At 67.8% G+C, this 12,982-nt stretch carries 15 protein-coding genes; all 15 read left to right on the forward strand.

Features of this window, described 5'->3' with window-relative positions:
• The first annotated feature begins 9 nt into the window (after window positions 1–9).
• The 15 genes from ACZ7CH_RS25445 to ACZ7CH_RS25515 all read left to right on the forward strand — a co-directional run bounded on the left by ACZ7CH_RS25445 (window position 10) and on the right by ACZ7CH_RS25515 (window position 12,958).
• A complete protein-coding gene (locus ACZ7CH_RS25445) occupies window positions 10–1,008 on the forward strand; it encodes a phage tail tube protein (RefSeq protein WP_470375063.1) in 999 nt (332 codons plus the stop codon).
• 70 nt (window positions 1,009–1,078) lie between these two features.
• Window positions 1,079–1,468, forward strand: coding sequence for a hypothetical protein (locus ACZ7CH_RS25450; RefSeq protein ID WP_470375064.1), 390 nt, complete (start codon window positions 1,079–1,081; stop codon window positions 1,466–1,468).
• 18 nt (window positions 1,469–1,486) lie between these two features.
• A complete protein-coding gene (locus ACZ7CH_RS25455; RefSeq protein WP_470375065.1) occupies window positions 1,487–1,816 on the forward strand; it encodes a hypothetical protein in 330 nt (109 codons plus the stop codon).
• Window positions 1,817–1,984: 168 nt separating this feature from the next.
• Complete coding sequence (locus ACZ7CH_RS25460; RefSeq protein ID WP_470375066.1) at window positions 1,985–4,561, forward strand: phage tail tape measure protein; 2,577 nt, start codon at window positions 1,985–1,987, stop codon at window positions 4,559–4,561.
• A 4-nt stretch (window positions 4,562–4,565) separates the two neighbouring features.
• Window positions 4,566–5,486 (forward strand): phage tail family protein, encoded by a 921-nt coding sequence (locus tag ACZ7CH_RS25465; RefSeq protein ID WP_470375067.1) that lies wholly within the window; start codon window positions 4,566–4,568, stop codon window positions 5,484–5,486.
• Window positions 5,487–5,522: 36 nt separating this feature from the next.
• A complete protein-coding gene (locus ACZ7CH_RS25470; RefSeq protein ID WP_470375068.1) occupies window positions 5,523–6,698 on the forward strand; it encodes a hypothetical protein in 1,176 nt (391 codons plus the stop codon).
• Window positions 6,699–6,717: 19 nt separating this feature from the next.
• Entirely contained in the window at window positions 6,718–7,794 is a 1,077-nt protein-coding gene (locus tag ACZ7CH_RS25475; protein ID WP_470375069.1) for a hypothetical protein, read from the forward strand.
• A gap of 19 nt (window positions 7,795–7,813) precedes the next feature.
• On the forward strand, window positions 7,814–8,566 hold the full coding sequence (locus ACZ7CH_RS25480) for a hypothetical protein (RefSeq protein ID WP_470375070.1): 753 nt from the start codon (window positions 7,814–7,816) through the stop codon (window positions 8,564–8,566).
• Between the two features lie 12 nt (window positions 8,567–8,578).
• Window positions 8,579–8,899, forward strand: a complete 321-nt coding sequence (locus tag ACZ7CH_RS25485; protein ID WP_470375071.1) for a hypothetical protein — start codon at window positions 8,579–8,581, stop codon at window positions 8,897–8,899.
• A gap of 4 nt (window positions 8,900–8,903) precedes the next feature.
• On the forward strand, window positions 8,904–9,791 hold the full coding sequence (locus tag ACZ7CH_RS25490) for a peptidoglycan recognition protein family protein (RefSeq protein WP_470375072.1): 888 nt from the start codon (window positions 8,904–8,906) through the stop codon (window positions 9,789–9,791).
• A 42-nt stretch (window positions 9,792–9,833) separates the two neighbouring features.
• The gene (locus ACZ7CH_RS25495) at window positions 9,834–10,487 is read left to right on the forward strand and encodes a deoxynucleotide monophosphate kinase family protein (protein ID WP_470375073.1); all 654 of its coding nucleotides are present in this window, start codon (window positions 9,834–9,836) and stop codon (window positions 10,485–10,487) included.
• Window positions 10,484–10,723: a hypothetical protein gene (locus ACZ7CH_RS25500; protein ID WP_470375074.1), complete on the forward strand. Its 240-nt coding sequence runs from the start codon at window positions 10,484–10,486 to the stop codon at window positions 10,721–10,723. The genes ACZ7CH_RS25495 and ACZ7CH_RS25500 overlap by 4 nt, the downstream gene beginning before the upstream one ends.
• 117 nt (window positions 10,724–10,840) lie before the next feature.
• A complete protein-coding gene (locus ACZ7CH_RS25505; RefSeq protein ID WP_470375075.1) occupies window positions 10,841–11,485 on the forward strand; it encodes a hypothetical protein in 645 nt (214 codons plus the stop codon).
• 165 nt (window positions 11,486–11,650) lie between these two features.
• Window positions 11,651–12,466, forward strand: coding sequence for a hypothetical protein (locus ACZ7CH_RS25510; RefSeq protein WP_470375076.1), 816 nt, complete (start codon window positions 11,651–11,653; stop codon window positions 12,464–12,466).
• A gap of 24 nt (window positions 12,467–12,490) precedes the next feature.
• Window positions 12,491–12,958, forward strand: a complete 468-nt coding sequence (locus ACZ7CH_RS25515) for a hypothetical protein (protein ID WP_470375077.1) — start codon at window positions 12,491–12,493, stop codon at window positions 12,956–12,958.
• Window positions 12,959–12,982: the final 24 nt, after the last annotated feature.

Consider the following 12,982-nt stretch of genomic DNA (forward strand, 5'->3'; position numbering starts at 1 on the left):
GGTATGCACATGGCGTCCGATGGCGCTATCTCGATCGGCGCGGAGGCGGCTTACGGAACCGCGGCTACGGCGACGAAGGGCTACGAGGGCAAGTCGGACTCGTGGAAGGTCACCCGCGAGTTCATCGTGAGCAAGGGCTTCCGCACCGGTCAGCAGGCCGAGCGCTCCGACCGCCGGCGCATCGTGAACATGGGTGGCGAGGGTGAGATCGAGGTCGACCTCCTCGACTCCGGCGCCGGTCCGCTGCTCCGCGCGTGCTTCGACGCCATCACCGTCACGGCCCCGCCGGAGGCTGGTGATCCGTCCATCCTCGTGTTCAAGACGGCGAAGGACCCGGCGAACCCGAGCTTCACGGCGCAGATGATCCGGCCGAAGGCGGATGGCGGCACGGTCCCGTACGTCCACAAGGGATGCACGGTGACCGAGTGGGAGTTCTCGCAGGAGCTGGAAGGCGCGCTCACCCTCAAGGCGTCGTTCGACTTCCAGGACGTCTCGCACACCGGTCCGGCGCTGCCGATCGAGTACCCGGCCGAGAGCTTCGCGTACGACTGGACCGTTGGCGCGGTCTACCTCACCCGTGGCGGCGTGGAGACCCTGGTCCCGGTGAACAAGTGGTCGCTCAAGGGCTCGCGCGGCCTCAAGACCGACCGGCGCTCGATCCGCGCGAACTCGCTCAAGCGGCAGCCCGCGCGCAAGGAGCTGCCCAGCTACGAGGGTGAGATCGAGGTCGAGTTCGACTCGGCCACGCTCCCGCTCTACGAAGCGTTCCTCGCGGGCGAGGTGCTCGGCCTGCGGGTCGAGTACACCGGCGTGACCGAGTCCACGAGCGGTGACGCGGCCTCACTTGAGGTCGAGGTCCCCGCGATCCAGTTCACCGGCGAGAGCCCCGCGGCCTCGCTGGACGAGCTGACCACGATGACGCTCCCGTTCGTCGGGCTGCACAACGGCGCGCAGGACGTGGTGACCGTGACCTACGTCGAACCGGCCGGCACCGACCCGACCGCCTGACCCGGTCGCTGATCGAGCGGGACCCCTGCCACAAGCGGGGCGTCCCGCTCCACCTCGGGAGGTGGCCAGGATGCTCCGGTTCCCCGTCCGCGTGAGCGGCCACAAGGAGCTTCGCCAAGCGCTCAAGGGTCTTGAGGACACCGGCGTAATCAAGGAGCTGAAAGAGGCGCACAAGGCGACGGCCGCTGTCGTGGTCCCAACCGCCTCCCGCCTCACCCCGCGTCGCTCCGGTGCGCTCTCCGCGAGCGTCGCCCCGAGCGCCACGCAGAAGGGCGCCGTGGTCCGCATGGGCCGCGGGCGCTCCGCGCTGTACGCCGCGGTCGTCCACTTCGGGTGGCCCAAGCGAGGCATCAAGCCTCAGCCGTCTGTCTTCCGGGCGGCGGGGCAGAAGCGCGACGAGTACACCGCGATCTTCCAAGAGCGCATGACTGCGCTGATCAACCGCGTCATCGGCTCGTAGCCGAGAGAGGAACGACCCATGAGCGAGCACAAGACCCTGAACTTGGACAGCCTCGACGAACTCACCGTTGGTGAGGTCGACGAGATTGAGGACATCCTCGACGCCCCGATCGACTCCGTTGCGCAGCCCGGCGCCCGCCGGGGCAAGTTCCTCGTGGCGGTCGCGTACGTCCTGATGAAGCGCGAGGACCCCACGTTCACCGTCGAGCAGGCGCGGAACCTGCGCGTCTCGATGCCGAAGGACGCCAAGGGAAACCCTACGGTGCCGGCCGTCGCGCCGGTCGCCCCCAATCGGGCCGCGCGTCGCGCGCAGTCGCGAAAGCCCGCATCGTCCGCTACTTCGGGCTGACCTGGTCCGACGTCTGCGGGCTGCGGCTCGACGAGTTCCGGGCGCTGATCGACGCCGTTCAGGCGGACAACAAGGCGCAGCAACGCCAGAACGGCGGGGGTGCTGCGCGCAGCTCGGACGGTGTTCGCCGCGAGCCGGTCATGAGGTGATGTAAGGGGGTGCCGCCGTATGGCTAAGCCCGTCAAGGTGACGATCCTCGGCGACGTCAACGATTTGACCAAGTCCCTCGGGGACGGCGAAAACGCGCTCGCCGGGTTCGGCGTGAAGGTCCAGGGCATGGCCTCGAACATCGCGGCCACCGCAATGAAGTTCGCGGCCCCGTTCGCCGCCGCAGGTGGCATCGGTGAGGCCATGTCTGCCGCACTCGACAAGAGCCGGCTAGACGCGAAGCTCGCCGCGCAGCTCGGGGCCGGCGCCGAGATGGCCGCGAGCTTTGGCGCCATCGCGGGGCACGTCTACGCGGACGCGTACGGAGAAAGCCTCGAAGAGGTGCAAGCCGCACTCGCCGCGGTGTGGAAGAACGGCCTTGTCCCCGAGGACGCAGCGGACGCGGACATTGAGCGCATCACCAAGAAGGCGCTCGGCTTCGCGACCGCGATGGGCGAGGACGTCACCGAGTCCGCCCGAGCAGCCGCAAAGATGATCAAAACAGGGCTCGCGAAGGACGCTGACGAGGCGTTCGACCTGATGACCCGCGGCTACCAACAGAACTTGAACGAGGCGGGGGACCTCCTCGACACCCTGTCGGAGTACAGCACGCAGTTCCGCAACATGGGGCTGGACGGTCAGACCTCGCTCGGCCTGATCTCCCAGGGGCTCAAGGCTGGTGCCCGTGACGCGGACGTGGTCGCGGACACGATCAAGGAATTCAGCATCGAGGCGGTTGCCGGTGCTGACCGCGTGCGCAAGGGGTATGACCACCTCGGGCTCAACGCGGACAAGATGTTCAAGGCGATCAGCAAGGGCGGCCCGGACGCGGCTACCGCGCTGGATCAGACCCTGGACAAGCTGCGCGCGGTCGAGGACCCCGTTAAGCGCAACGCCATCGCGGTGGAGCTGTTCGGCACCAAGGCGGAGGACATGGGGCAGGCGCTCTACGCGCTCGACCCGTCGTCCGCGGTGGACGCGCTCGGGCAGGTCGCTGGCGCGTCGGATCAGCTCGGAAAGACGTTGCACGACAACGCCTCGACCCGGCTCACCGCGTTCTGGCGCTCGCTCACTGAGGGCGCCGTGACGGTTGTCGGTGGCTACGTCATCCCCGCCGTAGAGCGGCTGGTGGCGTTCCTCGGGCCGCTGCTGGGACCCGCGTTCGAGATGATCGGGTCCGTCCTTTCCGGACACGTAATTCCCGCGCTGTCCTCGCTGTCCTCGTGGATCGCGGACAACCACACGTGGCTGACCGTGGTCGCCGGGGTCATCACGGCCCTGTTCCTTCCGGCCATGATCCAGGCAGGCGTGACATCCGTCATCGCGTGGACGCAGGCGAAGTGGGCCGCGATCACGAGCGCACTCGCACAGTCCGCCGCGGCGGTTCGCACGGTCGCCGGCTGGGTCATGATGGCCGCTTCCGCGACCGTCAACGCGGCGTACCTCGCTGCGGCGTACGCGTTCATCGGTGCGTCTGCGGTCGCATCGGCGGCTCGCACTGTGGCCGCATGGGTTGCTGCGCGCGTCCAGAGCGCGATCACGTTCGCCGCGATGGTCGCGTCAACGCTCGCCTCCGCAGCCTCCGTGGTTGCCGGCTGGGCCTTGATGGGTGCGCAGGCGCTCATCCGCGGTGCGCAGATGGCCGCGGCTTGGGTGCTCGCCATGGGGCCGGTCGGCTGGGTGATCGCGGCTGTCGTGGGGCTGGTCGCGTTGATCATCGCGTACTGGGACGAGATCGTTGCAGCCACCTCGGCGGCGTGGCGGTGGCTGTCCGACGTCGTCTCGGGTGCGGTCGACTGGGTCGTTGCGTTTGTCCGCGACAACTGGCAGCTCTTGATCTCGATCGTCCTCGGGCCGCTCGGCGTGATCATCGCGTTGGTGGTCACGTACTGGGACCAGATCGTTGCGGCGGTGCGCGCCGGCGTTCGCTGGGTGCTCGACGCGGTGGCGTGGCTGAACGCGCTTCCTGGTCGAGCGGCTGAGTGGTTCGGCGGTCTGCTCTCGTCCGCGGTCGGCAAGCTCAACGAGTTGGTGTCGTGGGTCCGTGGCATTCCCGGAATGGTGCTGTCCGCGCTCGGGGATCTGGGCTCGTTGCTCTATAACTCGGGCGCCTCGATGCTCCGCGGATTGATCGACGGCTTCATGAGCATGGTTTCCAGCGTCAAAGCGAAGGTGTCGGGCGCGTTGACCGACATTCGTAATCTGTTCCCGTTCTCACCCGCGAAGGAAGGCCCTTTTGCCGGTCGCGGTTGGGTTCTCTACTCGGGTCAGAGCATCGCGGCTGCGTTCGCTGCCGGTATCGCCGAGCGAGCAGCGGTAGCGGTGCGGTCCGCGCGTGAGCTTGCCGAGTCCGTCTCGGGAGTGATCGGCGGTACTGACGTGGCGTTCGGGGACCCGTTCCGGCAGGTCGAGCGCCCGTCGTTTGGTACCGGCTCTGGTACTGGAGCGTTCTTCGGCACGGCTCCGGCCGAGCAGCCGCGTACGCCACAGAACCCGACCGGGCGCGGCGGTGACGTGATCGTGAACGTGACCACCAACGCGGACCCGTACCGCATCGGAAACGAGGTCGCGTGGGCAACTCGCAACTCCGGGAGGTGAGTCGGTGACGACTGCGTTTGGTATCTCGACTCTCTCGGAGAGCTGGACGGCGGAATACCGGGGACTCGCGATCGGGTCCCCGGACTCCCCGCTTTCGTTCACGGAAATTGCCGGACTGATCGACGCTCCGGCGGTTCGTACCGCGGACCGAAAGTCGATCAGCAGGCACGGCGAACAAAGCCAGCCGGACATGATCGGCGCACGCGTGATCACGCTCGTGATCGAGGTAAACGGGGCGACTGAGGCCGAGTTCGCCGACGCGCTGACAGCGGTTCAGTCCGCGTTCGCGGTGGGGCAGGAACTCGCCCCGCTCGTGTTCCGGTTCCCCGGCATCGCCGGCGGGGGTACGCGCTACGTGATGGCGAAGGTGCGGAAGCGCGCTGCGCCGATCGATGACGCGTACGCGCACAACCTCGCCACGGTGGCGGTTGAGCTGTACTGCCCGAGCCCCCTCATCCTCGACCCCGTCACGCAGTTGGCGACCGCGGCACTGCCTCCGGTCGTCGCGGTGGGAGGCGGGAAGCGGTTCCCCCTTCGGTTCCCGTTCCGATTCGAGCCGCCCAAGGGGCCGACAACCGCACTGGCGACGAACGCGGGGAGCTTTGAGGCGCCGCTCGTGTTCCGCGTGTACGGACCGATCGACACGCCTCGGATCGTCAACCTGTCGACTGGCGCGCAGATCGAGTTGCAGTACGTACTTCTCGCGGGGCAGTGGCTTGAGGTCAACACGGACACGCGCGACGTCCTGTTCAACGGCTCGGCTCCGCGCTTCCTCACACCCGGCACCCGGAACACCTGGCTGACCGTCCCCGCGGCATCGCTTACCGGTCCGGGGGTCGCTCGGTTCGGCCTGTTCGGCTCGCGCATCCCCGGTGCCCCGGAGGAGCCGCGCCTCGAATGCGAGTGGCGCTCCACGTGGGTCTAGCCACAGATCGGAGGTAATCCCTTGGCAGCTCAGCAAATGCCCTTGCCGCCCGTGTTCGTCGCGGGTGTCGACTTCGATGCGGACCCTGTGCGACGGGCGCTGTCCGCGTTGGTCGGTGACACCGCCGGTTGGTTCACGTCCGACGCTTTCCAGTCCGCAGTGAACCCGGACTACACCGTCACCGTCGCGCCGGGACGCGCAGCACTTCCGAGCCCGACCTCCGGCGTGTCGGGCGTGTTCCTCGCGGAGTCCGTGGCATCCACGGTGCTCACGATCGCGCCTCCGCACGCGACACAAACTCGGATCGACCGGCTGATCGCGTACGCCGTGCCGGCCGCTGACGCAATGGACTTCGGCCGGTGGTACTTGGAGGTCAAGCAGGGCACTCCGGCAGCTAGTCCGGTCGCCCCGACCTACTCGGGTGCGCTGCTCCTCCGAGAGATGATCGTCAAGTCGGAGGCTTCCGGGCTCCCGGTCGAGTCGTACGACTACCGGTTCGCCGCGGGACAGCAGCTCATCACGGGCCTGAACCTCTACGGCCTCGCGCGTCCGACCGCAGCCCGTCCGGGGACCATCTGGACGGACTCGACGACCGGCCGAGCCGAGTTGTGGAACGGCACCGGTTGGCGACCGCTCGGCGTCGGCATCTACGCCTCGACCGCGGAGCGCGACGCGAAGTTCACCGCACCGGTGAACGGTGACCTGGCGATCACCACGGACACCTACACGCGGTGGCTGCGCCGCTCGGGCGCGTGGGTTGCGGACCCGGACGTCCCGATGTTCCAGGGACGACAGACCGTCGCGCAGAACCTCGTGGTGTCGGGGACGTACTACGACCTCACGTTCACGACCGAGGACAAGGACACCCACAACGGGCACGCGGCCACTCCGAACCCGGAGCGGTACGTCATCCCCAAGACCGGTACGTACTTGCTGATGGGCGCGGGCGGGTTCGCCTACAGCGCGTCCGGCGGGAGGCGGTTCCTCTCGTGGACGAAGAACGGCACGGCGATTCCCGGCGGGGACGTCACCGAGACGGCTGCGCTCGCGGACACCGTGACCCGCATGGCCGCTCGGCCGATCCTCGCGAGCCTCACCGCCGGCGATGCCGTGACGCTGCAAGCGATGCAGGACACCGGGGGCGCGCTGAGCACGTTCGTCGGTGTGGCGTCCGCGCAGTCGACCATGACCGTTTTGTACGTCGGTCCCTGACGCTGAGGAGGTGGCGGGCGTGTACCGCGTGATCTTCCAAAGCGTCTTGACCGGCTACATCCACGGCGAACTACCCGTGGAGTCCCTGTCCTACCGACGCGTTCGGAACGCGCCGGGGTCCGCGCAGCTTGTCGTTGCGCTCGACCCCGGCGTCTCCCGCGTCACCTTGTCCACACTCGTGCCCGGTGGAGCGACCGCCGTGTACATCGAGCGCGCCGGCCGGTTCGTGTGGTCGGGCCTGTACTGGGACGTGTCCGGCGTGGACTACGCCGCGGGGACGATGACGCTAGAGTGCGAGGGTTGGCTCTCGTACTTCCGGCGCAGGCACATCCTCGCGACGTTGCAGTACGACCAGGTGGACCAGGCGGAGATTGCGCGGAGCCTGGTGCAGCACGCAGGCACGTACGGGCCGGGCTCGCGACTGGGGATGATCGTCTACGGGACCGAGCTGACGGGGCAGCTCCGCGACCGCACGTACAAGCAGCACGAGCGCAAGTCGATCGGCGAGGCGCTGTCACAGCTCGCGGACGTGCAAGGCGGGTTCGACTTCACGTTCACCGCGGCGTGGACCGGTGTCTACGAGGATGACCTTACCGTCACGTTCGGAGTGGACTATCCGGTCGGCTCGCGCGTGAAGCCGTTCGTCTTCACGGACGGGCACAACTGCGACATCGTCTCGGCGTCGGTGAGCGGCAAGACGGTGAGCACGCTCGCGCTCGCTGCGGGAGCCGGCGATGGGCCGGAACAACTCTGGTCCGTGGCGTCCGTCGTGCCGACGCAGTACCCGCGGCTTGAGGTGGTCGAGTCCTACACCGACGTCAAGGAAACCACCACGCTGCAAGCGAAAGCGGATCAGCTCCTCGCGCTCAGCTCCGCGCCCGTCGTGCTGCCGACCGTCGTGCCGTACATCGGCACCGCGCCCGGCCTCGACGCGCTCGACGTCGGGGACGTGGTCGAGGTGTCCGGCGGCTACGGCCTGGTGCCGATCCAGGGCCAGTACGTGGTGACTGAAATCGCCGTGACTGTGGATGACGCAGGCGGCGAGGACGCAGCGATCACGCTCGCCCCGTTGGAGGTGCTGAACAGCGATGCATAACCCAACGCTCCCGCCATCCTTGGCGGCACAGTTCCGCGAGCTGCAAAATCGGCTCGCTGCGCTCGAACGGGGGGAGCGCAGCCTCTCCTACCGGCAGGCGCTGCCGACTCACGACTCCGTGAACGCGCGGGAGTGCTACATGGAGCGCACCGGCCCCGGCGTGTACGTGCCGAAAGATCACCTCGTGTACGCCGCGGCCGTGGTCAACCCGAAGTACCCCGTATTGGTCGCCCGGTTCTCCGTGCTTCTGCTGGGCGCAGCGTCCTGCGAGGTGTACCTCAGCACGCACATCACGGGCAGCGCCCGGAGTACGCAGAAGTGGACCGTCACCGGTGACCCCGCGCCGGGGTGGCGACTTCACCAGTTCGAAATGGCGTGGCTTCACGGGATGCAGCTCGGACAGTGGGACGACACGACGACGCAGACGATCGTCCGCCGCGGCAATGTCGAGTTCCACCTCAACGTGACTGCGCAACACTTCGTCAACGCGCGCAACGAGGACTACGACGCCGACGCGGCGGCGAAGGGCTTCACGGCGACTCAGCGCGAGTTCCTCAACGCGTGGTACGCGCGCACGGACAATCGCGCGCCGGTGTTCTTCCGCGAGCCCGAGTTCGTGTTCCTCGCACCTGCGGACGCCTACCCGAACGCGACGGACTCAGGCGTGCTGCTCACCGGGTCGAGCGTGCAGAGCTACCCGACCGTGAGCCCCGGCACGGCGACCAACCCTCTGTGGCCCAACCAATCCGGTGTGTGGCCGCTCCCGAACTGAGAGGCAATCATCATGATCAGCGACGCGGTTCTCATCGCGCTGATCGCATTCGGCGGAACCGCGATCACGGCCGGGCCGGCTTACCTCGGGCAGCGCAAGACGCGTCGAGCGGTCGCAGCGCAGGGCGAGGCGAACCAGGCCGCGGTGTCGAGCGCGATCAAGGAGGCGCTCGCCCCCGTGGAGAAGCGGCTCGACGACGTGGCCGGCGACATTGCCGACATCCGCGAGGACGTAGGGGACATCCGCATCCGCGTGGCGGTGCACGACGACCGATGGGCGCGTGTGCCGGGGCTCCGGATCGTGGAGTCCCGCGCGGCCAACGAAGGGAAGTGATCACGTGGGAGCTGTTCGGCGGCTTGTCGAGGAGCTGCGCCGCAGGGGCGTAGTCGTCCACGAGTGGGCAGGCTGGGACGGTCGCGGCAACGGCGGTGTCGCGCAGATCGACCCCAAGGGTGGCGTCATCCACCACACGGGTTCGAACTACGGTGCCGCGTACCCCGAGTTGGTGTCCAGCTCGCAGGCCTGGGCCGGCGGCGGCGCACTCTGCAACTTCAGCGGCAACGCTGACGGTTCCGTGACGGTCATCGCGTCCGGGCTCGCGTACCACGCCGGCGGAGGCGCTGGACCGTCACTCGGGCCGCTGCACCCGTACCGCCACAACATGAACTACTACACGGTTGGTCTGGAAATCGTGTACCCCGGCGACAAGCCGATGACCGACGCGCAGTACCGAACCGCGCAGGTGTGGGCCAAGGCCGTAGCGGACCTGTTCGGCGGGGGCAACATCGAGTGCGTTCGCGCGCACGCGGAGACCAACGGCGCCGGCGGGGACGGCAAGTGGGACCCCGGCTACGCGTCGGGCAAGACAGTCGATATGGCCGCGTTCCGTCGTGGAGCTGCTGCGGCCTCAAGGAAGGATGACGACGTGGCATTCACCGACCGCATCAAGGTGGCCGCCCCCGGCAACCGCAAGTACGTCGAGGAGGCCGAGGCCGCGCAGTTCATCGGAGACGCCTACTACTACGCGGCGGCGACCTACAAGGAGGTGCTCCCGCGGATGGAGGCGCAGCTCGCCGCGCTGGTCGCTGCGGTTGCCGCATCCACGAAGGACCCGCGCATCACGGTCGAGTCGCTGCGCGCGGTCGTGGTCGAGGCCGTGAAGGCGCACGTCAAGAGCACGGTCACGGTCGAGGTCAAGACGGACGGCACCGCTCCTTCCGCGTGACCAGGTTGCGTTGAGTTCCTCGCGTGCCTACGGTGTAGGTGCGTGAGGAACCTACCGCACGTCATCCAGATTGAGGGGAGAGGCGCAGTGCTGCCGAACATCGGGATTGTGGGCCGGAAGCGCACCGGCAAGGATACGGCCGCGCAGTACCTCGTGGACGCGTACGGCTACGTCCGCGTGGGGCTCGCCGACGCGGTCAAGGAACAGGCGCTGATCCTGAACCCGGTCGTGGACTTCGCGTTGGTCGACGCTTGCGGGTGCGGCTGTGTGGCGGACGCCGTGGAGCCCGTTCGACTCGCCGAGCTGATCAACGAGTTCGGTTGGGAGCGCGCGAAGGACGAATACCCCGAGGTGCGCCGCATCTTGCAGGCGTTCGGAACGGATGTCGTCCGCGAGCAGTTCGGGCGGGACGTGTGGGTGAATCTCGCCGCCGCACGTATCGCGGAGTTGAACTCTGTGGGAATTCCCGTGGTCGTCCCGGATGTCCGATTCCCCAACGAGGCGGATCTCTTCCGAACCACGCGCGGATTCCTCTTCCGCGTCTCGCGGCCTGGCTCCGACACCTCGGACACCCACGACTCCGAGCGTCACGCGGACACCATCCCCGTGGACTTCGAGGTCGAAAACGGCGACACGATCACCGACCTGCACGCCGCGGTTCGGGGCATCATCGAAAACAGAAGGGTTTTCACGTGAAGTACCTCCGTAAGACCGCTGACTGGGCGCTTTCCGTTGCGCGCACCGTCGTGGCGAAGTACCCCGCGCTCGTGCTCTCGGGCATCGCGGCGGTAGCCACGTTCGCCGTGCGCTACGTGCCGGGAGTCCCGCACGCGGTGTGGGTCGACGTCCTCTCGGCCGTGGTCGTCGGCGCCACCGGTGTGGAGTTGCACCGCCGCGTGAAGCCGGTCGACGAGTTCGAGCGCGGGCTCTAGCCCGAGTTGCCCCGTTCGCCCGCTTGGGTGGGCGGGGCCGTTCGTTTGCCCACTAAGGCGTCCCGTTGGTAATGCTACCCTTCCGTGCGGAACCTATCGCACCCAGAGAGGCGCGTCATGAGTACGCCAGACGTCACCCTGGCGACCGACGAGGTAGCGCGACGACATAGCGCAGCCCTGTCCGCCGCAAAGCTCCTTGCCATTCGAGGCACTGCCGAGAACAGGCGCAGCCTCGCTGCCGCGCTGGTGGACCTCCGCGAGGCTTACCGGGACACCGCCGGCCGCCCGGACTACAACGGGCAGACGTACGAGTACCGGCAGGCTGTCGGCGCCATATACGACGAGGCGCAGCTACCTGAGTCGGCGCAACCGTCCATCCGGTACCACCTGGGCAAGGTGCTGCGCGAGCGCTTCCGAGTCATCTCCGGGGACGACGTCGGGGAGTACATGGCCCTCTGCCGCGAGTACGGGTTGAAACCGCTGTCGCGGGACGACGCGCGGAAGGACGAGCTAGCCGCGGAGCGCCGCGAACGGGGTGTTGCCGCGCAGCCCTTGACCGACGCGGACAGGACGCTGTCGTTCATCCGCGACGCGCGACTCCGTGTGGAAGCGCTCGCGGCTCAGTGGCAGGACGGCGGCACCATGCCCGGTATGACTCCGGAGATCGCCGCCGAGATACGCGACCACGTAGAGGCGATCGTTGCGCGCCTCGCGCCCGGAGTGGACAGGCTGACCGCTTACATCGAGCGCGCGCAGCGCTAGCCCGCGTGACCCCGGAGCCCCGTCATCCCGTACAGGATGACGGGGCTTTCGCGTGAGCGAGGTGCGTTAAGTTCCTTTCGTGACCTGGGTCACACTATGAATGGCGGGGCGTTCTGCGGGGGGAGTGGTCAGTGACAGCAACGAACCCCAACGAAAGAGCACCGAATGAGCGGACCCAAGACGATCAAGCGAGCGGGCTCACGCTTCTACGTGCACCCCGAGTCCCGCGAGAAGTACCCCGGCGTCACGAGCGTGATTGACATGCTCCCCAAGCCGTTCCTCACGTTCTGGTCCGCGAAGCTCGCGGCCGAGTGGGCAGCGGACAACATCGGCTCCGTGGTGCAGCTCATGTTGAGCGGTCAGCGTGACGTCGCGGTCGAGAGCATCAAGAAGGCGCCGCAGCGCTTCACCGGTGCTGCCGCGGACATCGGCACCGAGGTGCACGACCTGTTCGAAACCATGGCGCGCGGCAACAAGGTCGGGCGCTTGCATCCGGAGATCGAGGTCTTCCGCAGGCACATCGGCGAGTTCCTCGACCGCTTCCAGCCGCGGTTCCGGTTCCTGGAAGACACCGTGTGGTCCCCCAGTCACAAGTACGCGGGGTCGTTCGACTGGATCGGCGAGATCGAGATCGACGGCGAGACCGAAGTCATCATGGGTGACACCAAGAGCACACGGTCGGGTGTGCACGCGTCCGTCGCGCTGCAACTGTCCGCGTACCGGTTCGCTGACTACATCGAGACGCAGTCGGGTGAGCACGTCGACATCCCCGCGATCAGTGGCGCCGGCGTGTTCCACGTCCGCCCGGAGGGCTGGAAGCTCGTCCCGGTCCGCGCGGACAAGGAGGTGTTCTCGTACTTCCTGTACCTGCGCAGGGTGTTCGACTGGGTCAAGGAAGTCGAGCACACCGTGATCGGTGACCCGCTGTTCGACTCGACCGTCACCGCGTCCACCGGCTCCCAGCGTCGTTCGTCCAAGTAGGACATTCCGGAGAGGGGAATTCCTTTGGCCACCTACGAAGTCAACTACAAGGTCACCGGCGACAAGCCGACCGACCTCCCGGAAGGCGCGACCGTCAAACAGGTCTCGCCGCTGCCGCACCGCGTCGAGGTCAACGGCGCCGAGCTGCTGCTCCGCGAGCGGAAGCGCTACGGCGGGCGGCCGACGATCGCCGAGCTGTCGATCGACGCGGGCCGCGGGTTCGAGAAGCGCACGTTCGGGCTCGACGTCGACCAGGCGGAGGCGCTCGGTACCGCGCTCATCGAGGCGGCCAAGGCGGAGCGCGAGGCAGCGGCCAAGCTCGAACAGGCGCGCAAGGCGAACGACGCGCTGTTCTCGCGCGGTCCCCTCGACGATGTGCGCCTGCTCGGCGGCTACGTGGACGAGCTGTACGGCCGCAACCCCGCGCCGCACCCGCTCGGCGTCGCGCACCACGCCGTGATCAACCACTACCGCGGCAACCGCGTCGTCTGATCTTCCCGTACCCGAGGTACGACA

It is taken from the genome of Lentzea sp. NPDC037011 (assembly GCF_055607425.1).